This window comes from Bradyrhizobium sp. ORS 285, from assembly GCF_900176205.1.
GTDB lineage: Bacteria > Pseudomonadota > Alphaproteobacteria > Rhizobiales > Xanthobacteraceae > Bradyrhizobium.
In genome coordinates, this window is the sequence record NZ_LT859959.1 from 5622351 (window position 1) to 5645196 (window position 22846).

The following is a 22846-nucleotide window of genomic DNA, read 5'->3' on the forward strand; positions in this document are numbered from 1 at the left end:
CCATCTCTGCCGTATTCGCGCCAACCCTTAACCAAACTGGAACGTGGCTTTAACCCTCCGCGTTCCGCATCCAAACACCGAAAGAATAATTAATCATTTAAAATCAGTTAGTTGAACGACCATTCAGGGTTCCCGAACGTCCATTGAAAAGGCCCGGCTCTCGCGAGCCGGGCCTGTTCAGCACCATCAGGGCTGTAACAATTCTCAGGTTGCCTGCCGGCGCAGGAAGGCCGGGATATCCAAATGGTCGTCGCCCTGTGGCGCGGGGGCCACAGGCGCGGGACGGCCATGGACGTCCAGCCCCTGCGGAGCGGGACGGCGTGCGTACTCAGAGACAGGCGATTCGTGACTCGCGACCTGCTGGGCAACGTTCCGCTGCGGCTTCCGTTCCGGCAGCGGCGGCATCTGCGGCATCGCTGGAGCGGCGGAGCGACCCGACATCGGCGGCTCACTCTCCTCGTCACGACGGCCGAGGCCGACATTGGCGAGACGCTGCAGCAGCGACATCCGGGTCTTCTGCGGATGCTCCTCGCCTTCGTCACCCCTCGCCTGCCGGATCTCGGCCTGAGCCGGCATCGGCAGGTCCTCGAACTTCGGCATGCGCGGCGCACGGGTGGGAACCCGCTCGGCGGCCTGCGGGATGAAGGTCTCCGGCGGAGCAGCCGGCTCGACCGGCGCGGCGCGCTGGGCTTCCGGCTCGGGGAACAGCGACGGCTTCTGGGCGATCGGACGCACGGTCACATCGCCATAGGACGCCGCGGTCGGCACCGGAGCGGGAGCCGGTGCAGGCTCGTTCGCCATGGCGGCAGCCACGGCGGCCAGGGTGTCGCGCTCGAGATTCGGAGCCGGACGCGGCGCCGGAGCCACCGGCGCGGGCGCCGGTTGCGCGACGGCCGGAGCCTGCGACGCCTGCTGCTCGAGCTTGGCAGCGCGTTCCGCCAGCCGCTGATTGTCGGCGCGCAAGCGCGCGGTCAGGTCGGCGAGACGGCTTTCAGGAAGACCCGCGTGAGCGGTCGGGGCGGCGGCAATCGGAGCGACAGCCGCCGCCGGCTGTGCAGTCGTCGTGACGCCACGGTTGAACTGCGCCTGCTCGATGCCGGTGGCAACGACGGAGACGCGGATCAGGCCATCGAGCGATTCGTCGAAAGTGGCGCCGACGATGATGTTGGCGTCCTGGTCGACCTCCTCGCGGATGCGGGTCGCAGCTTCGTCGACCTCGAACAGCGTGAGGTCCTTGCCGCCGGTGATCGAGATCAAGAGGCCGCGGGCGCCCTTCATCGAAGAATCGTCGATCAGCGGGTTGGCGATCGCAGCTTCCGCCGCGGTCAGCGCACGCTTCTCGCCCGAGGCCTCGCCGGTGCCCATCATCGCCTTGCCCATCTCGCGCATGACGGCGCGGACGTCGGCGAAGTCGAGGTTGATCAGACCTTCCTTGACCATCAGGTCGGTGATGCAGGCGACGCCCGAATACAGCACCTGGTCGGCCATCGCGAAGGCGTCGGCGAAGGTGGTCTTCTCGTTCGCGACCCGGAACAGATTCTGGTTCGGGATGATCAGCAAGGTGTCGACCACCTTGTGCAGTTCGGAGATGCCGGACTCCGCAGTGCGCATGCGGCGCGCACCCTCAAAGTGGAACGGCTTGGTGACGACACCCACCGTCAGGATGTTCATCTCGCGCGCGGTCTTGGCGATGACCGGAGCAGCACCGGTACCGGTGCCGCCGCCCATGCCGGCGGTCACGAACACCATGTTGGCGCCGGAGAGATGATCGCGGATCTCGTCGATCACCTCCTGCGCAGCGGCAGCGCCGACATCCGGCTGCGAACCGGCGCCGAGGCCCTGCGTCACCTGGGTGCCCATCTGGATGATGCGCTGCGCCTTGGACATGGTCAGCGCCTGCGCGTCGGTGTTGGCGACGACGAAGTCGACACCCTGCAGGCCGGCCGTGATCATGTTGTTCACGGCGTTGCCGCCCGCGCCGCCGACGCCGAACACCGTGATCCGGGGCTTCAGCTCGTGGATATCAGGAGGGGTAATAGTGAGTGCCATGATTGCCTCTCGATCACGCGCGCGTGGGTTCGCCCCGGCCGCCGGCCGTGGGTGGTGTTGTTGGAATTCGCATGGGGTGGAAAGCGGTCATCAGAAGCCCTCGCGTAGCCATCGTCCGACCTTTCCGAAGTAGCCGTCGGTTCCTGTCCCGACCTGCCGCGTATGCCGCGGTTCGACGTGTTCGAGATGCGCGTATTGCGGATAGACCAGGAGCCCGGTGGGCACCGCGAAGGCGGCGTTCTTGGCCTCGTTGGGAAGACGGCCGAAGCCGAGCGGACGGCCGACCCGCACCGGGCGGTCGAGGATCCGGGTCGCAAGCTCGACCAGACCCGTCAGCTGGGAGGCGCCACCGCTGAGGACGACGCGCGCCTTGGGTTCTGCCGCAAAGGGCGAATCCTTCAGCCGGTCGCGGACCATTTCAAAAATCTCCTCTGCGCGGTGCCTGACGATGTTCGCGATGGTGGCGCGGGACACGATCTGCGGAACATCCCGCTCGTTGTCACCGGCCGTCGGAACAGACATCAACTCACGCGCGTCGGACCCGCCAGTCAGCACCGTGCCATATAACGTCTTGATTCGCTCGGCATCTGCAATGCACGCTGATAGTCCGCGCGCAAGATCCATGGTCACGTGATGCCCGCCGAGCGCAAATCCGGAGGCATGGACGAAGCGGCCGCCGGAATAGATCGCGATCGTCGTCGTGCCCGCCCCCATCTCGACCACGGCGGCGCCGAGATCGGCCTCGTCGTCGGTCAGGACCGAAAGCCCGGCAACATACGGGCTCGCCGCCATCGCCTCGACGTTGAGGTGGCAGCGCTCGACCACGAGCATCAGGTTCTTGGCGACGGTGGCATCCGTGGTGACGACATTCATGTCGACACCAAACTGTCGCGCCAGCATGCCGCGGGGGTCGCGGATCCCCTTCACGCCATCGAGCGTGTAGCCGACCGGAAGGGCGTGCAGCACCGCCCGCCCCTCGCCGGTCGCATGATGCATGCCGGTCGACGTCACGCGGCTGACATCGGCCTGCGTCACGGCGCCGCCGCGGATATCGGAAGTCGCCTCGATCAAATGTCCCATCACCCGGCCGCCGGCGACGGGCAGCAGGACGGACTCGACCCTTACCTTGGCCATGCGCTCGGCGAGCGCGACGGCCTGGCGGACCGCCTGCTCACATTCCACGGGATCGACCACCGCGCCGGCCTTGACGCCGCGTGACTGGATCTGGCTGTAGCCGATCAGCTCGACAGCATGGGTGCGGCCGCGCAGCGCGTCGCTCGGCGGCGCCGGCTTCAGCCGCGCGATCATGCAGGCGATCTTGCTGGTGCCGACGTCGAGCGAGGCCACCAGCGCGGTGCGCTTCTGGCCCATCGGGCGGGTCTTCGGAGTCTGGCGATCAAAGCCGGTCATGCGTCACCGGCTTTCTTCTTCGACTTCTTGTCCTTGAACAGATCGTCGCGCGCCTTGGCGGCGTCGTCCGACAGCTGCACCGTCAGCCGGTCGGACAGCCGCATATCGATGGCGACGATGTCGCGCGAGAACAGTCTGTCGTCCTGGTCGAGCTGGCTCAGCGTCGCCAGCGCATTGCCGACGTCGTTCTCGGGCAGACGAATGTCGAGGCCGTCCTTGGTGCGCAGGTTCCAGCGGCGTTCGCCGACGAACACGGCGGCCTTGGTCACGGCACGCACCTGCGGATAACGGGCGAGCAGCGCCAGGAAATCCCGCGCCCGGCTCTCGGCGCCCTTGCCGACCACGAGCGGGAGAGTGAGGAAGCGGCGCGACACATATTGTTCGAGCACGGCGCCGTCGTCGGCGATGACCGAGAGGCGGCCCTCCTGCTGCCACAGCGCGAACGCCTTGCGCTCGACGATGTCGATCTGCAGCTGGTTCGGGAAGAATTTCTGCACGGTCGCTTCGGCGATCCAGGGATTGGCCTTGAGCTTGTCGCGAACGGCGGCGGCATCCAGGAACAAGAGCGACGAGCGGCCGGAGACGCCGCCAATCGCGAGGATCTCGTCCTGGGTCAGCTGCTTGCGGCCGTTGATCGCGACCGCGGTGATCCGGAAGCCGGCCGCATTGGCGAGCGCATTGCGGGTGTCGGACAGCGCTGCGTTGACATCCTGGGCGTGGCCGCCCTTGACGATGCCGAGCCAGACGCTGCCGAACAGCAGGCCGACCGTCGCGACGGTGCCGAGCCGGCGCGGCAGATAGCGCTCGACCAGGTCGACGACGCGCGGCGGCGCTTCGCGCTCGACCAGCGGCGCGAGCGGGGCTGACCGGTGATCTCGGGGGACGGGCTGCCCGCGGTGCGGCTGCTTCTTGCCTGCGCGCGCGAACTTCACTCGCGGCAGACGGGCTGAGACATACTCGCGCAGCAGGATTGCCGCGCCAAGGGCAGCGGCTTTGAGGTTCGCTTGAGGCCTCTGCGATCGAGCGAGGCGTCCTGCACCATCCATTGCACGAGCTCATCAACTGTTGCGCCCGCAATACTCGCGGACCCACGCCACGGTCCCGGCGGCTGGCGACCATCGCAATGACGAGGTCACGACCCGGCAGCCGAGCACCACTGAGGCGCCAGCGTTAACCTTCGGACGTCCTGGTAAACAAAAAGTAAAATAGGTCCGGAGAGATGATTTTTTTCTCCGATTTATGAGGACCTTGCTCGGAATTCTTAAGCATTTTACGGGTTACAGGAACCACCGGAGGACGCCGGGCCGGGTTCCTCCGGTGCGACTACCGCACGTTTGTTAACGGCCGACGCGGCGTTCCGCCAAGGCGATCTGCTGCTGCAGGAAGTCGGCGAAGGGGATGCCCTGGGCCGCGAGCGCCTTCGGATAAAGCGAGGCGGCGGTGAGACCGGGCAGCGTGTTGGTCTCCAGATAGACCGGCCCCTCGGCCGAGACGATGAAGTCGGTGCGCGAGTAGCCGCCGCAGGACAGCGCGCGATGCGCCTTGATCGCCTCTCGCTGCAACGCCGCCGTGACCTCCGGGCTGAAGCGTCCCGGACAGATCTCCTTCGTCGCAGCGGCCAAGTACTTCGCGAAATAGTTGAAGGCGCCGTCGGCGGGCAGGATCTCGATCGGCGGCAGCGCGATCAGCGAGCCGTCCGCCTGCTCGAGCACGCCACAGGTCGCTTCCGTCCCGGTGACGAACGGCTCGATCAGATAGTCCTCGGTCGCGGCGGCCGCCTTCACGGCAATGAGGTCCTGTTTGGCGTTGACGAAGATCAGCCCGAAGCTGGAGCCGTCCTTGACCGGCTTGGCGATCAGCTTGCCGTATTGGGCGAGCGCGGCCTCGGCGTTTTCAAGCGCGACACCAGCGGCTGCCGTCACGCCGCCGAGCACGGCGAACCGCTTGGCCGCAACCTTGTCGAAGGCAAGGTGAGAGGACGCCGAGCTCGAGCCGGTGAACGGCACACCGCGCATCTCACACATCAGTTGAAGCTCACCGTTCTCGGCGCGTCCGCCATGCAGGCCGAGAACCAGGAGCCGGTCCTCGGCGCGGGCACGATCGAGCGCCGCGGCGAGCGTGCCGATCCCTTGGCCGTCGGCCGTGAACGGCTCCTCGAACGGCTTGGCATGGGCGACCAGCGCCGTCCCGCTCGCTTCATGCACGCTGTCGTCGGCGTCCCAGAACCAGAGGTCCGCCTCCGGCAGCGCCGCATGCAGCGCCTTGGCGCTGGCGACCGAGACGAGGCGTTCCTTGTTGGTGCCGCCGAACAGAATCGTGGTGCGCATCAATGACTTCTCGATTGATCTCAAAACGCGGTCGCGGACTCCAGGACTTCACTTGAACCGGCGAGCGTCAGCTCGCTTTGATTCCAATCCGCTTGATTTCCCACTGCAGCTCGATGCCGGAAGTCGCCTTGACGCGCTCGCGTACGGTCTCGCCGAGCGTCTCGATGTCGTCGGCGGTGGCATTGCCGGTGTTGATCAGGAAGTTGCAGTGCATCTCCGAGACCTGTGCGCCGCCGACCTTAAGGCCGCGGCAGCCGGCGGCATCGACGAGCTTCCAGGCCGAATGACCCGGCGGGTTCTTGAAGGTCGAGCCGCCAGTCTTCTCGCGGATCGGCTGCGCCGTCTCGCGATGCGCCTGCACCTCGGCCATGCGCGCCCGGATCGCCTCCGTCGCTGAGGGTTTCCCGCGGAATCGCGCGGCGGTGAAGATCAGCGAAGGGTCGACACCGCTCGCACGATAGGTGAACTTCATGTCGGCATTGGTGAAGCGATGAGTCCCGCCCTGGCGGTCGATCGCGGTCGCCTCGACCAGGATATCCTTGGTCTCGCCGCCATTGGCGCCGGCATTCATGCGCAGCGCGCCACCGATGGTGCCGGGGATACCGAACAGAAACTCCAAGCCGGCGAGATCAGCCGAAGCCGCGATCTCGGCGACGCGCTTGTCGAGCGCGGCCGTGCCGGCGGTGACGATCTCGCCGTCGGCCTTGACCTCACCGAACGCACGTGGCGCCAGCCGGATCACGACGCCCGGCACGCCGCCGTCGCGTACGATCAGGTTGGAGCCGACGCCGATGACGTAGACCGGAAGCTCACCTGGAAGGTGCTTCAGAAAGTAGGCGAGGTCATCTGCATCCGCAGGCGTGAACAGCACCTGCGCCGGACCGCCGACGCGAAACCAGGTGAGCGGCGCGAGACTCTCATTGGCAAGCAGCCGACCGCGCAGCTCCGGCATCGCGGCTTTGAGATCGGGCGTGATGTCGAGAAAGCTCACCGCCCTACCCCAGCGCCTTCAACTCGTTCGGCAGCGCGTACGCCCATTGCGTGATGTTGCCGGCGCCGAGGCAGACGACGAGGTCGCCTGGCTTGGCGAGGTCCTTGACGATGCCGGCGAGGTCGGCGGCCTTGGGCAGCGGCAGCACGTCGCGATGGCCGTGAGCGCGCAGGCCGAGCACGAAGTGATCGCGGTCGATGCCTTCGATGGGTGCTTCACCGGCTGGATAGACGTCGGCGACCACGACGGCATCCGCGTCGTTGAAGCAGGTGCAGAACTCCTCGAACAGCGACTGCAGCCTTGTGTAGCGATGCGGCTGCACCACGGCGACGACCTTGCCGTTGGTGGATTCGCGCGCCGCCTTCAACACGGCGGCGATCTCCACGGGGTGATGGCCGTAGTCATCGATGACCGTGACGCCGTTCCACTCGCCGGTGCGGGTGAAGCGGCGCTTGACGCCACCGAAGCCGGCGATCGCCTTGCGGATGGCCTCGTCGGACAGACCGAGCTCGCGGGCGACCGCAATGGCCGCGGTCGCGTTCGAGGCATTGTGCCGGCCCGGCATCGGCAGCGCGATGTCGGCAATCTCGTGCGTCGCGCCGCTCTTGCGGTCGCGGAACACGACCTTGAATGACGAGCCGCCGCCCATCGGCGTGAGATCGACGAGGCGGACGTCGGCCTGCGGGTTCACGCCATAAGTGATGATGCGCCGATCCTCGATCTTCCCAACCAGCGCCTGTACCACCGGATGATCGATGCACATCACGGCAAAGCCGTAGAACGGGACATTCTCGACGAAGGCGCGGAACGCGTCCTGCACGGCGTCGAAGGTCTTGAAGTGATCGAGATGCTCGGGATCGACATTGGTGACGATCGCGACATCCGCCGGCAGTTTCAGGAAGGTGCCGTCGCTCTCGTCGGCCTCGACCACCATCCATTCGCCGCCGCCGAGCCGCGCATTGGTGCCATAGGCATTGATGATGCCGCCATTGATGACGGTCGGATCGAGCCCGCCCGCATCGAGCAGCGCCGCCACCATCGAGGTCGTCGTGGTCTTGCCATGCGTGCCGGCGATCGCGACGCAGCTCTTCAGGCGCATCAGCTCGGCCAGCATCTCGGCCCGGCGCACGACCGGAATGCGCTGGGCACGCGCCGCCATCAGCTCGGGATTGTCACGCTTGATCGCGGTCGAGACCACGACAACGTCGGCGCCCGCGACATTCTCCGCCTTATGGCCGACGCTGACGGTGATGCCCTTCTCGCGCAGCCGCGCGACGTTGGCGTTGTCGGAGGCGTCCGAGCCCTGCACCGTGTAGCCGAGATTGCACAGCACCTCGGCGATGCCGCTCATGCCGATGCCGCCGATCCCGACGAAGTGGATGGGTCCGATTTCGCGCGGCAATCTCATGGGCGTCTCGTCTCAAGGGGGGCTCCGCCGCGCCCGTCGGAGGGCGAGCGGCCGCGAATCACCGGCCCTTCTTGCAAGACATGGCCGACCGGGACAAGCCCGCTTCGACTGCAAAAATCGCCAAATCGAGGGTCAACCGCCTGACTTTGGCCGATTTTCCGGCTCCGCTCCCTCAAATCCTGGGAGCTGCCTGTCCTCGCCTCGCGATTTTTCACGATTCATTAAGTGCAACCCGAGGCCGGACGGGGTCAGCCCGATACCTGCAGTTTTTGCGCGTTCACTCCGCGCACCGTCGTGGCATGGCGCTCTTCCAGCCGCGGCCACACGCGCCGCGTGCAATGCCGATGGAGTGACCCGACGATGTGCGCGCTGTGTGAAACCGAATCTTCCCTCCTGTCCCGCCGCCGGCTGCTCGGCAGCGGCGCCGGCTTGCTCGCCGCAGCCACGCTCGGCACCGGCACCGCCTGGGCCAAGGATCCTAAAAAGGACGCGAAGGAGCCCGCGCCCAACGCCATCTCCGCCGACGAGGCACTGAAGCGGATCATGGACGGCAATGCGCGCTACGCCGCCGGCAATCTCGACAACAAGGATTTCTCCGCCGGACGCGCCGCGCGCGCCACCGCGCAATATCCGATCGCGGCGATCGTGAGCTGCGCCGATTCCCGCGTCGCACCGGAGCTGGTGTTCGATCAGGCCCCCGGCGAGCTGTTCGTGGTCCGCGTCGCCGGCAATTTCGTCAATGACGACGGTCTGGCCAGCCTCGAATATGGCGTGAAGTTCCTCGGCATTCCGCTCGTGCTCGTTCTCGGCCATAGCGGCTGCGGCGCCGTCGACGCCACGATCAAGGTGTTGAAGGACGGCACCAAGCTGCCGGGCCATCTGCCGGAGCTGGTGAACGCGTTGAAGCCCGGGGTCGAGGCCGCGATCGCCAGGAAGCCGCAGGATCTGCTGGCAGAGGCGACGAAGGAGAACGTCCGTCACAACGTCCAGCGCCTGTCCAAGGCCAAGCCGATCGTGAGCGGCATGGTTGCCGACGGCAAGGTGAAGATCATCGGCGGCGTCTACGACATCGAGTCCGGCCGCGTCGTCACGCTCTGACGCCGGACGCCAGCAGCGCGCGATCGGCACGCTCGCCGGCCGCCGCCAGCCAGCAGATCTGATGGCAGAACCAAGCCTCGACCGACTCAACGAAACCCGGCGTCAGCGACAACCGCTGGCGCCGCTCGTCGAAGCGCAGCAGGCCGCGCCCTTCCATCGCCGTAAGCAGGTTGCGGATATGCGAGCGTGACACACCGAGCGAGGCCGCAAGCTCGGCGGTCGACACGTCGACAGCGGCCCGGCCAGCAGCAGAGCGCGCGACGAGCGTCAGCGCCAAATGAATGCCGCTGTCATGCTCGTCGGTCCAGGCGAGATCGGGAAAATTCGTCAGCGGGCGGTTGGCGCGGCACAGCCATGTCGCGCATTGCCGGATCATCTCGACGAAGAACGTGTCGTCGCCGTGCAGACGCCGGCTCAATCGCTCGCCCCGCGTCAACTGGGCATGGCAATCGAGGTGGAGGGCGAGCCAGCCACGAAGTCCTTCGAGGATGACGGGCCCGGGAATCAAATAGCGGATGCGGGCATCGTCGGAATCGCGCTCCACCTTCACCAGCGACAGGCCACGCAGCATCGCAACGAAGACCGCCGTCTGACGCGAGCCCGGCAGCCGTGCCTGCAACCGAGTCAGGGTCGGACGCTCGGTGGCGTCGCGGGCCGACACATGCATCATGACGATATGCGCGGCGATCTCGGTCGGGGCGCGCTGCCCGAACAGCTTGATCATCAGGCGCTGGCCGCGCAGCGGCGCGACCAACTGGTCGCAGAAGCTGACGAAGACCGGGACGAAGGACGGATGATGCCGCAGGCGCATCGGATCGTGCTGCGACTGCGTCACTCGGGTCATGCCAAGCCTGCGCGCGCTCCGCTCAAGGCGTGGCGGTCTTGATGACGAGATCGGCCAGCCGCTCCGCGGCATCGAGCCGGCCCGCGGCGCGGGCGGCCTGGGCCATAGCGATGAGGCGCGACGGCTCGGCGGCTAGGGACGAGATCTCCGAGGCCAAGCGGTCGGACGTGAACTCGCTCTGCACGATCCGGATCGCGGCGTTGGCGTCCGACAGCACGCCGGCATTGGCGAACTGGTCCTGGTCGATGGCGCCGGGCAGCGGCACCAGGATCGAGGGCCGGCCTATGGCAGCGAGCTCCGCCACGGTGCCGGCGCCGGAGCGCGAAATCACGAGATGGTTGGCGGCGAGCCGCGCCGGCAGGTCGGTGAAGAACGGGGCAAGCTCGGCATTGATCTTGAGCCGATCATAGATCGCGCGCACCCGCGCCATGTCCTCCTGGCGGACCTGCTGGGTCAGCACGAGCCGGCCCCAAAGCGCCGGCTCCAGCCGCTCGATCGCGCCGGGCACGATGTCGCTCATGACGCGCGCACCCTGGCTGCCGCCGACCACCAGCAGCCGTAGCGGGCCGGCAGGTTCCGGCGCGGCATAGGGCGCGGCCGCGGCTTCGAGGATCGCCGGCCGCATCGGCGTGCCGACGGTCGTGGTCTTTGCAGCAAGTGCCGGATCGCGGTCGAGCACGCCCGGCAGCGAGGTCGCGATCGCCTTCACATGCGAGGACAAAAAACGGTTGGCGCGGCCGAGCACGGCATTGGCGTCGTGAATGAGGCTGGGCACACCGGCGAGCCGCGCCGCCAAGAGCGGCGGCACCGTCGGATAGCCGCCGAAGCCGATCACGGCCGCGGGCTTCAGTCGCCGCATCAGGTTGAACGCAGCGAGCGTGCCGGTGCCGAGCAGCAGCGCGGTGCGCGCCAGCGCCACCGGCGAGCGGCTGCGCACCGTTTCGCTCGGGACAACGTCGATCATGTCCTTGGTGAACAGGCCGCTATATTTCAGCGCGCGGGCGTCGGTGACGAGGCGGACGCGATAGCCGCGCTTGATCAGCTCGACGCCGAGCGCTTCGGCGGGAAACAGATGGCCGCCGGTACCGCCGGCGGCCAGGATAATGAGAGGCGCAGATGGGGTCATACGCTGATGTTTACAGGCAATGTGTCGTCATTGCGAGCCGGCCGGCCTCTAGGCGTAGGTGCGCAGCGTTCCGGCCGCATCCGTGACCTCGGCCTCGATCCGCGGCCGCTGCCGCGTCAGCGCCAGCATCATGCCGACGCCATAGGCCAGCGACACGATCGAGGAGCCGCCATAGGAGATGAAAGGCAGGGTCATGCCCTTGGCCGGGATCAGCTGCAAATTGACCGAAATATTGATCGCGGCCTGGATGCCGAACAGGATCGCGAGCCCCGACGCGGCGAAGCGTGAGAAGCCGTCCTCGCTGGCATAGGCGCGCGACAGCGTGCGGATGACGATGAAGCCGAACAGCGCGACCAGCGCCAGGCACAGGATGATGCCGAATTCCTCGGCGGCAACGGCGAACACGAAGTCGGTGTGGCTGTCCGGCAGGCTGCGCTTGGCAATGCCCTCGCCCGGCCCGAGGCCAAACCAGCCGCCATTGGAGAACGCCTCCATGGCAGTATCGACCTGGAAGGTGTCGCCCGACGCCGGGTTCATGAAGCGCTTGATGCGCCCCGCCACGTGCGGAACCAGCAGATAGGCGCCGAACAGGCCCGCGGCAGCGGCACCGGCGAGGCCCGCGACCCAGATCATCCGCATGCCGGCGATGAAGAACAGCGAGCCCCACACCATCAGGATCAGCATGGTCTGGCCGAAATCCGGCTCCATCACCAAAAGCGATACCAGCATCAGCAGCAGCACCAGCGCCATCGTGGTGGCCGGCATGTCCGGCCGCCGCGCGGACTCCGAGAACAGCCAGGCGGACACGACGACAAAGGCCGGCTTCGCCGCTTCCGAGGCCTGGATGTTGACGCCGATCAGCGTGATCCAGCGCCGCGAGCCCTTCACCTCGGGACCGATCGCCAGGGTCAGCACGATCAGCACGATGGCGATCGCGAACACCACCAGCGCGCTGCGCCGGATCTGTCGCGGCGACAGGAACGACACGCCGATCAGCACGATGAAGGACGGCAGCAGGAACAGGACGTGGCGGTTGAAGAAGTGGAACGGATCGAGCCCGATGCGTGTGGCGACCGGCGGACTGGCGGCCAGCGACAGGATCACCCCGCAGAGCATCAGCGCGAGAATGGACCCGAGCAGCGGCTTGTCGACGGTCCACCACCAGTCCGACAGCGGATTGCGTTCTTCACGGGAGAGCATCGGGCCACCACCTGAGGCGAAGGATTCAGCCCATTGGCGCCCAGGATGGTTATTGAAGGGTTAAGGAGCCCTCCGACCGTCGTCCCGGACAAGCCGTGACGCGCACCAGCGCGTCGCAGCGCAGATCCGGGACCCATACGCAGCGGCCGTCGTGATGGGCGAAGAGCCAATTGCCGGCGTGCCTCAAACCGCTCCCTGGGGGTATGGGTCCCGGCGTTCGCCGGGACGACAGCTAGTGGTGACGCGAGAGCGGTCACACCACAGGTGTCACACCCGGTAGTGCCTGCGCCAGGTCGCGGAAGCGGGTGCCGCGGATTTCGAAATTGCGGAACTGGTCGAAGGAGGCGCAGGCGGGGGACAGCAGGACGACGGCCTCTTTTAAGCCTGACGCCTCCGCGTCCGCGGCGGCCTGAGCGACCGCGACTTCGAGTGTGCCGGACATCGCGTGCGGCACCTTATCGCCGAGCGTACCAGCGAACTCTGCCGCCGCCTCACCGATAAGATAGGCCTTGCGGATGCGCGGGAAGAAGCCGGTCAGGCTGGTGATGCCGCCGGCCTTCGGCTTGCCGCCGGCGATCCAGAAGATGTCGGCGAAGGACGACAGCGCATGCGCCGTCGCGTCGGCATTGGTGCCCTTGGAGTCGTTGACGAACAGAACGTTGCCGCGGCGGCCGACCTGCTCCATGCGATGCGCGAGACCGGGGAAGCTGCGCAGGCCCTGCTGCAGCACGTCCTCCTTCACGCCGATCGCAAGCGCAGCGGCCGCGGCGCAGGCGGCGTTCTGCGCATTGTGCTGCCCGCGCAGCGAGCCGATGCCACCGAGCCGCGCCACCTCGCTGCGCGCGCCACCGGCGCTGCGCACGATCGTCTCATGCTCGGTGTAGAGCCCATCGGCCAGCGGGTTCTTCACCGAGATGCGCACGACGCGCTTGCCGGCCTGGTCGAGCCGGTCGGCAATCGCGCGGCAAAAGCCGTCGTCGACGCCGACGATGGCCGTGCCCTGCGGCTGCACCCCCGCCACCAGTCGCTCCTTCACCGCCGCGTAGTTCTCGATCGTCCCGTGGCGGTCGATATGGTCCTCGCTCACATTGATCAGGATACCCACGCTCGGATCGAGTGAAGGCGTGAGGTCGATCTGGTAGGACGACATCTCGATGACGTGCACACGGCCCATCCGCGGCGGCTCCAGCGACAGGATCGCGGTGCCGATATTGCCGCCCATCTGGGTGTCGTAGCCGGCGACCCGCATCAGATGCGCGATCAGCGCCGTCGTCGTCGACTTGCCGTTGGTGCCGGTGATGGCGACGAACGGCGCATCCGGCGCGTGGCGTCTGCGCTCGCGGCAGAACAGCTCGATGTCGCCGATGACCTCGACGCCCGCGTCGCGCGCCTTGAGCACGCTCCAATGCGGCACGGGATGGGTCAGCGGCACGCCCGGCGCCAGCACCAGCGCGGCGAAATTGGCCCAGGAGACAGTGCGCAAGTCCGCCGTGATGAAGCCGGCCTTTGCTGCTTCGGTCATCCGGTCGGCACCGTCATCGGCCGCGATCACTTCGGCACCGCCCGCGCGCAGCGCGTGGCATGACGCCAGCCCGGAGCCGCCGAGCCCGAACACGGCGACGGTCTTGCCGGCAAATGAGGTGACGGGGATCATGTCAGCGCAGCTTCAAGGTCGAGAGGCCGACCAGCGCCAGCATCACCGAGATGATCCAGAACCGGATCACGATCTGCGGCTCGGTCCAGCCGAGCTGCTCGAAGTGATGATGGATCGGCGCCATCCTGAAGATGCGCTTGCCCGTCAGCTTGAACGAGGCGACCTGCACGATCACCGACACCGCCTCGAGCACGAACAGGCCACCAATGACCGCGAGCACGATCTCGTGCTTCACCGCGACCGCGATCGAGCCGAGCATGCCGCCGAGCGCCAGCGAGCCGGTGTCCCCCATGAAGATCGAAGCCGGCGGCGCGTTGAACCAGAGGAAGCCTAAGCCCGCGCCGAGCACCGCGCCGCACAGCACCGCCAGTTCGCCGGTGCCGGCGACATAATGGATCTGCAGATAGTCGGAGAACACGGCATTGCCGGCGAGATAGGCGATCAGGCCGAAGCTCGCGGACGCGATCATGACCGGCACGATGGCGAGGCCGTCGAGACCGTCGGTCAGGTTGACGGCATTGCCGGCGCCGACAATGACGAAGGCGCCGAAGATCACGTACATCCAGCCGAACTTGAAGACGAGATCCTTGAAGAACGGAATCGCGAGCCCGGTGGAGGACGGATCGCGTCCGAGCCGGACCAGCGCATAGCAGGCGACCAGCGCAATCGCTGCCTCGATCAGGAGCCGCGCGCGTCCGGCAAAGCCGGAATGCGACTGCTTGGTCACCTTGAGATAATCGTCATAGAAGCCGACGAAGCCGAAGCCGAGCGTCACGGCCAGCACGATCCAGACGTAGGGGTTGAGCGGATTGGCCCACAGCACGGTGGAGACGACGAGACCTGAGAGGATCATCAGGCCGCCCATCGTCGGCGTGCCCTTCTTGCTGATGATGTGCGATTGCGGTCCGTCGGTGCGGATCGGCTGGCCCTTGCCTTGGCGCAGGCGAAGATGATCGATGATCCAGGGACCGAACAGGAACACGAACAGCGCGCCGGTGACCACAGCGCCGCCGGTTCGGAACGTGATGTACCGGAACACGTTCAGCAGTCCTCGAAACACCGACAGGCTCGGAAACGTATTCGTCAGCTCGATCAACCAGTAGAACATCCAACCCGCCTATGCCGTCTGACCGGGACCGGGCGTGCGACAGGAAGTCCCCTGCACGAATCCAGTCCGCCTCTTTTAACCATGATCGGGGCCGGGTGCGAATCGTGGCCCGGCGGAACGATCCGCCCGGCATGACTGCTTCGACCACCAGTGGAAAACATCGTTCTGCCGCGCCGCGATATCGCCCGATTGTTACGCGCGGCTCTGCAAGGCGGCGGCGAGCTTCGACACGAACTTGTTGACCCAGAAGATCTTCTTGCTGCCCTTGATGACGACGACGTCGCCGGGCACCAGGAGCGCCGCGAGCTCGCCGGCATCCAGCGTCACCGGATCCTCATGCCAGCCGAGCCGCTTCGCTTCAGGCAGGTTGTCGAATAAATGACGCATCAACGGGCCGACGCAGTACACACCGTCGATCCCGGCGAGATGGCCGGCCATCTCGGCATGGTAGGACGGCGCCTCATCGCCGAGTTCGAGCATGTCGCCGATGATCGCGATCCGCCGGCCGCGCACGGGGCGGGCCTGCAGGCTGTCGAGCGCCGCGGCCATGCTCGCCGGGTTGCCGTTGAAGCTGTCGTCGATCAGCACGATGTCGCCGACGGTCTGCTCGACGCCTCGGCCGGTCATGATGCCGACATGACCGAGCGCCGGCGCCAGCTGTGCTGGATCGAGGCCGGCCGCGGCGACGGACGCCAGCGCCGCCAGCGCATTGTGCAGGCGATGCGGCGCGCCGGGCGTCAGGGCAAACGTGACCTGGCAGCCGGCGACATCGGCCGTCACGTCCCAGCTCTCACCGCGCGAGCTATGCGACAGCTCGCGAACCTCCGCGCCGCCGCCAAAGCGGATCGCCTTGCCGGTCCATTCGGGTGCTGCGAGATCAGCGGGAAGGACAAGGATGCCATCCGCGGCCAGGCCACGCGCGATCGAGACCTTCTCCTGCCGGATCGCTTCGAGGCTGCCGAGCTTCTCCAGATGCACCGGCTGCACATTCACCACCAGCGCCACGGTCGGCTGCGACAGCTCCGTCAGCCGCGCGATCTCGCCCTTCTGGTTCATGCCCATCTCGACCACCCAGACCGAGGCCGATGGATCGGCATTGCAAAGCGTCAGCGGCACGCCCCAGAAATTGTTGAAGCTCGATGGGCTGGCGGAGGCCCCGGGATAGGCGGCGATGAACTCCTTGGTCGAGGTCTTGCCGGCGCTGCCGGTGAGCCCAATCACCGGCCCGTGAAAACGCGCTCGTGCCGCGCGCGCGAGTGCCCACAAGCCGTCGATCAGCGTGTCCGGCACCACGAGCTGCGGTACGGTGACGCCCTCAATTCGATGCGGCACGATCATCGCCACCGCGCCGGCCGCTTCGGCATTGGCGGCGAATTCCCAGCCGTCGCGGCTGGAGGCAAAGCTCGACACGAATCCGCCGCTCGGCGTGCCGCTGAGCGCGACGAACAGACTGCCCGGCTTCACCGCGCGGCTGTCCTGCGTGACGAAGTCGATCGGCGTTTCCGGATAGTCGCCGGTCAGGCCGAGCGCACGCGCCGCTTCGGCCACCGTCCACAGCGCCTTCGTCATGATGCCCTCGCCGCCAGTACGTCCGCGACCGCTTCGTGATCGCTGAAATGCAGGGTGGTGCCGCCAATGATCTGGCCGACCTCGTGCCCCTTGCCGGCGACGATCAGCGCGTCACCCGGCTGGAGCTCACTGATCGCAACGCGGATCGCCTCGGCGCGGTCGCCGATCTCGCGCGCGCCGGGTGCGGCGGCGAGAATCGCAGCGCGGATTGCTGAAGGATCCTCGCTGCGCGGATTGTCGTCGGTCACGATGACGCTGTCGGCCTCTGCGGCTGCGATCTCGCCCATCAGCGGCCGCTTGCCGGTGTCACGGTCGCCACCGGCGCCGAAGACGACCACGAGCTTTCCTGAGGCATAGGGCCGCAAGGCGTGCAGCGCCTTGGCCAGCGCATCCGGCTTGTGGGCGTAGTCGATGAAGATGGGCGCGCCGTTGTGCTCGCCGACCAGTTCGAGCCGCCCCTTCGCGCCTTCGAGTGTCTCCAGCGACTCGAACACGGCTTGCGGATCGCTCCCGGTCCCGATCGCGAGGCCCGCCGCGACCAATGCGTTCTCGATCTGGAAGGCACCGACCAGTGGCAGCCGGACGGAATACATCCGGCCGCAATGCTGGATCTCGAGCTGCTGCGCAAAGCCGTCGATGGCGCCCGCAACGAGCCGGATGCCCGGCCCTGCCCCGTCGCCGCTCGTCCCCACGGTCATCAAGTGAAGGCCGCGCGTCTCCGCCGCAGCGATGACCTCCAGCGAGCATTCATGATCGGCCGAGATCACGGCTGGCCCGCCGGGCGGAACGAGGTCGCGGAACAGCCGCAGCTTGGCGTTGAGGTAATGCGCGATGTCGGGGTGGTAATCCATGTGGTCGCGCGACAGGTTGGTGAACCCGCCGGCCGAAACCTTCACGCCATCCAGCCTGAACTGATCAAGCCCGTGCGATGAGGCCTCGAACGCCAGATGCGTGACGCCATCCTGCGTGATCTCGTCGATCTGCCGATGCAGCGCGATCGGATCCGGCGTGGTCAGGGAACCGTAGACGGTGCGCTTATCCGACACCAGGCCGACCGTGCCGATGCTGGCCGAGCTGTGGCCGAGCCGCTGCCAGATCTGGCGCGTGAACGCGGCCACCGAGGTCTTGCCGCTGGTCCCGGTGACCGCGGCAATCGTCGCCGGCTGCCGCGGGAAGATGCGCGACGCCGCCAGCGCCAAGGCACGCCGCGGGTTCGGCAGCACGATGAAGGGAACCGAGAGCCCCTGCTCCGGTGCCGAAGCACCGGCCACGGCGGCCGCGCCGGCTGCCATCGCAGCCGCGATGAAGCGGGCGCCATCCGTCTTGGTTCCCGACAGCGCGAAGAACAGGTCGCCGGGCCGGACGGCGCGGCTGTCCACGGCCAGACCGGAGACTTCGACGGCGGCGATTTGCGGGTCGAGCCGCGCCATATCGCCGAGGAGATCGTGAAGTTTCATCCCGGTCCCGTACCAGTCCTGGCTCCCGCCCGGGCGGCGGCAGCTCCATAGCCTTGCGATTCGCGGACGGCTTACTGCGTCAGCCGCGATGCCGCAAGAATTTGGCGGTCGGACGGCGGCAGGTCGAAACGGGGCTCGATGCCCAGCAGCGGCCCGATCCGGGAGATCACATTGCCGGCGGTCGGCACCGCGTTCCAGCCCGAGGTGATGAAGCCGTAGGTCTCCTTCAGCGGCTGCGGCTCGTCCAGCATGATCAGGAGCTGGTATTTCGGCTTGTCGGCGGGGATCACGGCGGTGAACAGGGTCAGCACCTTCTTCTTGGCGTAGCGGCCATTGATCACCTTCTCGGCGGTGCCGGTCTTGCCGCCGATGTAATAGCCCTTCACGTCGGCCTTGCGCGCGGTGCCGACCTCGGCATTCAGACGCATCAGATAGCGCATCTTCTCCGAGGTTTCCGGCTTGATGACGCGCTTGGCGATCGCCATCGCCTCGGCCTCGGTGCGCTTCATGAAGGTCGGCGGGATCAGCAGACCGCCATTGACCAGGGCGCTCACGCCCATCACGCCCTGCAGCGGCGCCACCGCCATGCCGTGGCCGAACGCGATCGTGACGGTGTTCAACTCGGCCCAGCGCTTGGGCAGGATCGGCGAGGCGCTCTCCGGCAGCTCGGTGCGCAACCGGTCGAACTGGCCCATCTTGCGCAGGAAGGCCTTGTGGCCTTCCACACCCTGCGTCAGCGCGATCCTGGCCGCGCCGACGTTGGACGAGAAATAGAACACCTCCTTCATGTTGAGGAAGCGGCCCTTCGGCTCGTCGTCATGGATCGCGAACTTGCCGTAATGCAGCGGCCCGCGCGCATCCCACAGCGAATTGAGATCATATTTCCCGGTATCGAGCGCCATCGCCAAAGTGAACGCCTTGAAGGTCGAGCCCATCTCGTAGACGCCGGTGGTCAGGCGGTTGATGCGGTCCGGATCGTGCGCTTCCTTCGGGTTGTTCGGATCGAAGTCCGGCAGCGACACCATCGCGATGATCTCGCCGGTCCTGACGTTGACGACGAGACCCGAAGCCGCCTTGGTCTTGAACTTCTCCTTGGCCTTGAGCAGCTCATCGCGCAGCGCATGCTCGACGCGCAGGTCGACCGAGAGCTCGACGGGCTTCTGCAGGCGGTCGGTGGCGAAGCCGGCGCGATGCAGGTCGGCGAGGCCCTGATTGTCGAGCCACTTCTCCATGCCGGCGATGCCCTGGTTGTCGATATTCACCAGGCCGATCAGGTGGGCGACCTCGTTGCCCGTGGGATAGACACGCTTGTTCTCGCGCAGGAAGCCGACGCCCGGCAGGCCGAGGCGATGGATGTCCTGCTGCTGCTTCGGCGTCATCTCGCGCTTGAGCCAGACGAAGCCCTTGCGCGACATCATGCGCTCGCGCACTTCGTTCGTGTCAAGATCGGGCAAGGTCGCGGTGAGCAGCTCGATGGCCTCGTCCTTGTCGATGAGGCGGCGCGGCTCGGCGAACAGGCTCGGCGTCTTGACGTCGGTCGCCAGCACGGCGCCGTTGCGGTCGACGATATCGGGCCGCGCGGTCGCGATGGCGTCCTGCTGCGCGGAGCGCCGCGCGCTCGGACCGTCGGAACCTGCCGCGAACATCACGAGCCGGCCGCCGATGACGGCATAGACCGCGGCGAAGGCGATGATCGCGAGACCAATGCGCGCCCGCGCCTTGGCCGTGCGATCGACGTCGCGCCCGTACAGCAGCGTGCGCACGAGGCGCTGGCGCCATGGCTCCTGCGGCTTCACATGCGGCCGAAGCTGATCGGTCATTGCTGATCCTCCGGACGAGAGACCGATCCGGTCACGGGGGGTTCTTCATTGATGGCGTCGATCGTATCGATCATCGAGCCGATCGGATCCGGATTGTCTGGACGCGCGAAGCGCGGCGGCCGCTCTGGGAGATTCTTCAGGCTGTCGTATTGCGTCGCGTTGAGCGGCTTCAGCGGCAGATGCCGCTCGACCAGCCCCTGCAGCCGCAGCGGCGCGTCGAGCTTGGCCCATTCCGAGCGCAGGATCGCGATCGCCTCGCGCTGCTCGCGGATCTCGGCGCGCAATTGCAGCACGCGCTCGACGCGCGCGGTCGATTCCATCTTGATGCGATAGACATAGGCGGCCGCAAAGATCAGCGAGCAGATCACCACGAGATGCAGGAGGCGCATCGGTCAGCCTCCCCGCAGGACGTCGGCCAAGCGCGGCCAGGGCGATGACGAGGCCGGCGCATGCGCCGGCGCCGTCGTGCGCTCGGCACCGCGCAGCTTGGCGGACCGCGCGCGCGGATTGGCCTCGGTTTCAGCCTCCCCTGCCACCACCGGCTTGCGGTTTAGCGGTTTGAAGCTCGGCGTCTCCTGCGCGATCTCCGGCAGATGACGCGAGCCGCCGCCAGTCCTGCTGCGCTCGGCCAGGAACGTCTTGACGATGCGGTCCTCGAGCGAATGGAACGAGACGACGGCGAGACGGCCGCCGGTTGCGAGGATGCGCTCGGCTGCCGACAATGCCTCTTCGAGCTCGTCCAGCTCCTCGTTCACGAGGATCCGCAGCGCCTGGAACGTGCGCGTCGCCGGATGGATGTCCCCCGGCTTGGATCTCACCACGCGTGCCACGATATCGGCGAGCTGCCGTGTCGTCGTGATCGCCTGCTCCCTGCGCGCGGCGACGATCGCGCGAGCCACCCCGCGGGAGTGGCGTTCTTCACCCAGGATATAGATGACATCGGCCAGATCACGCTCGGAGGCCTGCGCAACGACGTCGGCGGCGGTCGGTCCCGTCGCGCCCATGCGCATGTCGAGCGGACCGTCGAAGCGGAACGAGAACCCGCGCGCGGCGGAATCGAGCTGCATCGACGACACGCCGACATCCATCACGACGCCGTCGACGTGGTCGAGCCCCTGCGCGGCGCAGATGTCGGCAATTGCTGAGAAGCGATTCTCGACCAGCGTGAGCCGGCCGCCCGCTTCGGCGACGAGGTCAACGCCTTCAGCAATCGCAGTGCTGTCGCGGTCGATTGCGATCACCCGCGTTCCCGGTGTTGCCAGAATCAGCCGGGTGTAGCCGCCCGCGCCGAACGTCGCGTCGACATAGGTTCCGCCATCGCGGGGCGCCAGCATCTCGACCGCTTCAGGGCCGAGCACCGGGATATGGCGCTGGTCAGCCGTGCTCACGCGGCCGCTCCACACGGATGCCGCCGACCCGGACTGACTATGCTCGGCTGCGAGCCCATCGCGCCTTCGATCCTCGCGCCTCGTCAATTCACCAAGCCACCGTCCGGGACGGTCAATCGCCCGCCTCACAATGGCCCGAGCCCCGGCACGCGAACTCCGCGCCGGGGCGAGCGCCGGTCCATCAACGATCGTGCGCTGCCGGATGCCCCCGACAGCGCTCGAACCGGTGATATCCCGTGCAGGACCTTGCATATGGCGGCTTGCCGTCCCGAAAGCCGGCTTGGCTCTTCACCACTTAGTAACGGCCTTTAGCGTTAACAAACCGTTGACGGTCTGTGGCGGATCTTGGGCACTCTCTGGAACAGCCGAGTCGTGGCGAGCATCTGGCTGCATCTCAACAACCCTCGCCGCCTTTGCGCAACGGATCTGATCAATACGAGGGGCTCGCCATGCGATTTCGATTGCGGCTGGGACATGTAAAAGAGTAGTGCCTGCCCATATTCAATTTGATTGATTGTCGTCGCCGCCTCCGCTTCGAGTGCTTCATGACCGATTCAACCGACAAGTCCGAATCGAAGCGGCCGCGCGCAGTGCCGATTCCCAAGGGCGTCTCAGACCTGCCGGTTTTCACGCCGGATTCGTCGATCGCGTCCGACGTGATCCCGTCCGCAAATTTTGGTGAGCGCAAGGGTGGCCGCCAACCGGACATGGTCATCCTCCACTACACCGGCATGCCGGATGTCGAGGGCGCGATCACCAAGCTGTGCACCGCCGGCACGGAGGTCTCGGCGCATTACATCGTGCTCGAGGATGGCCGCATCGTCCAATGCGTGCCCGAGGCGCTGCGCGCCTGGCATGCGGGGCTGTCGTCCTGGGGCGGCGAGGAGGACATCAACTCCTGCTCGATCGGCATCGAGATCGTCAATCGCGGCCACGACTGGGGCTATCCGGACTTTCCGCCGAGGCAGATCGCCGCCGTGATCGCGCTGTGCCGCGGCATCATGCTCCGCCGCAACGTGCCGGCGCATCGCGTGCTCGGCCATTCCGACGTTGCGCCGTCGCGCAAGAAGGATCCGGGCGAGAAGTTTCCCTGGCACTCCCTCGCCAATTCCGGCGTCGGCCATTGGGTGCAGCCCGCGGCGATCACCAAGGGTGAGACCCTAAAGCTCGGCAGCATCGGCGACGACGTCAAGGGCCTGCAGAAGGCGCTCGCCCGATACGGCTACGGCGTGCCGATCACCGGCAAGTTCGACGGCCTCACGATGGAGGTGGTCACCGCGTTCCAACGGCACTTCCGCCCCGAGAAGGTCGACGGCATCGCCGACCGCTCCACTCTTTGGACGCTGCATGCACTCCTGACCAGCCTGCCGGCGGAAGAGCCGACGCCGCGCGCCTGA

Annotated in this window: 18 protein-coding genes; 2 read left to right on the forward strand and 16 right to left on the reverse strand. The window is 66.8% G+C overall.

From position 1 onward, the window contains the following. Positions 1 to 204: 204 nt before the first annotated feature. The 6 genes from ftsZ to murC all read right to left on the reverse strand — a co-directional run bounded on the left by ftsZ (position 205) and on the right by murC (position 8185). The gene (ftsZ, locus tag BRAD285_RS25250) at positions 205 to 2049 is read right to left on the reverse strand and encodes a cell division protein FtsZ (RefSeq protein ID WP_006614089.1); all 1845 of its coding nucleotides are present in this window, start codon (positions 2047 to 2049) and stop codon (positions 205 to 207) included. A gap of 90 nt (positions 2050 to 2139) precedes the next feature. Next, on the reverse strand, positions 2140 to 3459 hold the full coding sequence (ftsA, locus tag BRAD285_RS25255; protein WP_006614090.1) for a cell division protein FtsA: 1320 nt from the start codon (positions 3457 to 3459) through the stop codon (positions 2140 to 2142). After that, positions 3456 to 4505 (reverse strand): cell division protein FtsQ/DivIB, encoded by a 1050-nt coding sequence (locus BRAD285_RS25260; protein WP_006614091.1) that lies wholly within the window; start codon positions 4503 to 4505, stop codon positions 3456 to 3458. The genes ftsA and BRAD285_RS25260 overlap by 4 nt, the downstream gene beginning before the upstream one ends. 291 nt (positions 4506 to 4796) lie before the next feature. Then, complete coding sequence (locus tag BRAD285_RS25265) at positions 4797 to 5786, reverse strand: D-alanine--D-alanine ligase (protein WP_006614092.1); 990 nt, start codon at positions 5784 to 5786, stop codon at positions 4797 to 4799. A 67-nt stretch (positions 5787 to 5853) separates the two neighbouring features. Beyond that, positions 5854 to 6777, reverse strand: coding sequence for a UDP-N-acetylmuramate dehydrogenase (murB, locus tag BRAD285_RS25270; protein WP_006614093.1), 924 nt, complete (start codon positions 6775 to 6777; stop codon positions 5854 to 5856). Positions 6778 to 6781: 4 nt separating this feature from the next. After that, the gene (gene murC / locus BRAD285_RS25275; protein WP_006614094.1) at positions 6782 to 8185 is read right to left on the reverse strand and encodes a UDP-N-acetylmuramate--L-alanine ligase; all 1404 of its coding nucleotides are present in this window, start codon (positions 8183 to 8185) and stop codon (positions 6782 to 6784) included. Positions 8186 to 8545: 360 nt separating this feature from the next. Here murC and BRAD285_RS25280 point away from each other — a divergent pair, with 360 nt between their 5' ends. After that, complete coding sequence (locus tag BRAD285_RS25280) at positions 8546 to 9283, forward strand: carbonic anhydrase (protein WP_006614095.1); 738 nt, start codon at positions 8546 to 8548, stop codon at positions 9281 to 9283. Here the strand turns inward: BRAD285_RS25280 and BRAD285_RS25285 are convergent. From BRAD285_RS25285 to rsmH, 10 genes are all read right to left on the reverse strand, one after another. After that, positions 9273 to 10127: a helix-turn-helix domain-containing protein gene (locus tag BRAD285_RS25285; protein ID WP_139020690.1), complete on the reverse strand. Its 855-nt coding sequence runs from the start codon at positions 10125 to 10127 to the stop codon at positions 9273 to 9275. The genes BRAD285_RS25280 and BRAD285_RS25285 overlap by 11 nt on opposite strands. Positions 10128 to 10149: 22 nt before the next feature. Next, positions 10150 to 11253, reverse strand: a complete 1104-nt coding sequence (murG, locus tag BRAD285_RS25290; protein ID WP_006614097.1) for an undecaprenyldiphospho-muramoylpentapeptide beta-N-acetylglucosaminyltransferase — start codon at positions 11251 to 11253, stop codon at positions 10150 to 10152. A 48-nt stretch (positions 11254 to 11301) separates the two neighbouring features. Continuing rightward, the gene (gene ftsW / locus BRAD285_RS25295; protein WP_006614098.1) at positions 11302 to 12453 is read right to left on the reverse strand and encodes a putative lipid II flippase FtsW; all 1152 of its coding nucleotides are present in this window, start codon (positions 12451 to 12453) and stop codon (positions 11302 to 11304) included. A gap of 253 nt (positions 12454 to 12706) precedes the next feature. Then, positions 12707 to 14107 carry a UDP-N-acetylmuramoyl-L-alanine--D-glutamate ligase gene (gene murD / locus BRAD285_RS25300; RefSeq protein ID WP_006614099.1) on the reverse strand — a complete coding sequence of 467 codons (1401 nt, stop codon included), beginning with the start codon at positions 14105 to 14107 and terminating at the stop codon, positions 12707 to 12709. 1 nt (position 14108) lies between these two features. Further along, positions 14109 to 15215, reverse strand: coding sequence for a phospho-N-acetylmuramoyl-pentapeptide-transferase (gene mraY / locus BRAD285_RS25305; RefSeq protein WP_006614100.1), 1107 nt, complete (start codon positions 15213 to 15215; stop codon positions 14109 to 14111). A gap of 192 nt (positions 15216 to 15407) precedes the next feature. Then, the gene (murF, locus tag BRAD285_RS25310) at positions 15408 to 16784 is read right to left on the reverse strand and encodes a UDP-N-acetylmuramoyl-tripeptide--D-alanyl-D-alanine ligase (RefSeq protein WP_006614101.1); all 1377 of its coding nucleotides are present in this window, start codon (positions 16782 to 16784) and stop codon (positions 15408 to 15410) included. Beyond that, complete coding sequence (locus BRAD285_RS25315) at positions 16781 to 18241, reverse strand: UDP-N-acetylmuramoyl-L-alanyl-D-glutamate--2,6-diaminopimelate ligase (RefSeq protein WP_006614102.1); 1461 nt, start codon at positions 18239 to 18241, stop codon at positions 16781 to 16783. Before BRAD285_RS25315 ends, murF begins: the two co-directional genes overlap by 4 nt. A 71-nt stretch (positions 18242 to 18312) precedes the next feature. Continuing rightward, positions 18313 to 20061: a penicillin-binding protein 2 gene (locus BRAD285_RS25320; protein ID WP_006614103.1), complete on the reverse strand. Its 1749-nt coding sequence runs from the start codon at positions 20059 to 20061 to the stop codon at positions 18313 to 18315. Then, complete coding sequence (locus tag BRAD285_RS25325) at positions 20058 to 20450, reverse strand: hypothetical protein (RefSeq protein ID WP_006614104.1); 393 nt, start codon at positions 20448 to 20450, stop codon at positions 20058 to 20060. Before BRAD285_RS25325 ends, BRAD285_RS25320 begins: the two co-directional genes overlap by 4 nt. Positions 20451 to 20453: 3 nt before the next feature. Continuing rightward, complete coding sequence (rsmH, locus tag BRAD285_RS25330; protein ID WP_371507728.1) at positions 20454 to 21395, reverse strand: 16S rRNA (cytosine(1402)-N(4))-methyltransferase RsmH; 942 nt, start codon at positions 21393 to 21395, stop codon at positions 20454 to 20456. 599 nt (positions 21396 to 21994) lie between these two features. On the opposite strand from rsmH, the gene BRAD285_RS25335 reads away from it, so the two are divergent. Next, positions 21995 to 22846 (forward strand): N-acetylmuramoyl-L-alanine amidase, encoded by an 852-nt coding sequence (locus BRAD285_RS25335; protein WP_006614106.1) that lies wholly within the window; start codon positions 21995 to 21997, stop codon positions 22844 to 22846.

Coding starts and splice junctions, on each gene's coding strand:
- mraY (WP_006614100.1), bottom strand. CDS start 15,215: ATGTTCTACTGGTTGATCGAGCTGACGAATACGTTTCCGAGCCTGTCG.
- BRAD285_RS25315 (WP_006614102.1), bottom strand. CDS start 18,241: ATGAAACTTCACGATCTCCTCGGCGATATGGCGCGGCTCGACCCGCAA.
- murF (WP_006614101.1), bottom strand. CDS start 16,784: ATGACGAAGGCGCTGTGGACGGTGGCCGAAGCGGCGCGTGCGCTCGGC.
- BRAD285_RS25335 (WP_006614106.1), top strand. CDS start 21,995: ATGACCGATTCAACCGACAAGTCCGAATCGAAGCGGCCGCGCGCAGTG.
- BRAD285_RS25320 (WP_006614103.1), bottom strand. CDS start 20,061: ATGACCGATCAGCTTCGGCCGCATGTGAAGCCGCAGGAGCCATGGCGC.
- BRAD285_RS25325 (WP_006614104.1), bottom strand. CDS start 20,450: ATGCGCCTCCTGCATCTCGTGGTGATCTGCTCGCTGATCTTTGCGGCC.
- murC (WP_006614094.1), bottom strand. CDS start 8,185: ATGAGATTGCCGCGCGAAATCGGACCCATCCACTTCGTCGGGATCGGC.
- BRAD285_RS25280 (WP_006614095.1), top strand. CDS start 8,546: ATGTGCGCGCTGTGTGAAACCGAATCTTCCCTCCTGTCCCGCCGCCGG.
- murD (WP_006614099.1), bottom strand. CDS start 14,107: ATGATCCCCGTCACCTCATTTGCCGGCAAGACCGTCGCCGTGTTCGGG.
- ftsZ (WP_006614089.1), bottom strand. CDS start 2,049: ATGGCACTCACTATTACCCCTCCTGATATCCACGAGCTGAAGCCCCGG.
- BRAD285_RS25285 (WP_139020690.1), bottom strand. CDS start 10,127: ATGACCCGAGTGACGCAGTCGCAGCACGATCCGATGCGCCTGCGGCAT.
- BRAD285_RS25265 (WP_006614092.1), bottom strand. CDS start 5,786: ATGCGCACCACGATTCTGTTCGGCGGCACCAACAAGGAACGCCTCGTC.
- rsmH (WP_371507728.1), bottom strand. CDS start 21,395: ATGCTGGCGCCCCGCGATGGCGGAACCTATGTCGACGCGACGTTCGGC.
- ftsA (WP_006614090.1), bottom strand. CDS start 3,459: ATGACCGGCTTTGATCGCCAGACTCCGAAGACCCGCCCGATGGGCCAG.
- BRAD285_RS25260 (WP_006614091.1), bottom strand. CDS start 4,505: ATGGATGGTGCAGGACGCCTCGCTCGATCGCAGAGGCCTCAAGCGAAC.
- ftsW (WP_006614098.1), bottom strand. CDS start 12,453: ATGCTCTCCCGTGAAGAACGCAATCCGCTGTCGGACTGGTGGTGGACC.
- murG (WP_006614097.1), bottom strand. CDS start 11,253: ATGACCCCATCTGCGCCTCTCATTATCCTGGCCGCCGGCGGTACCGGC.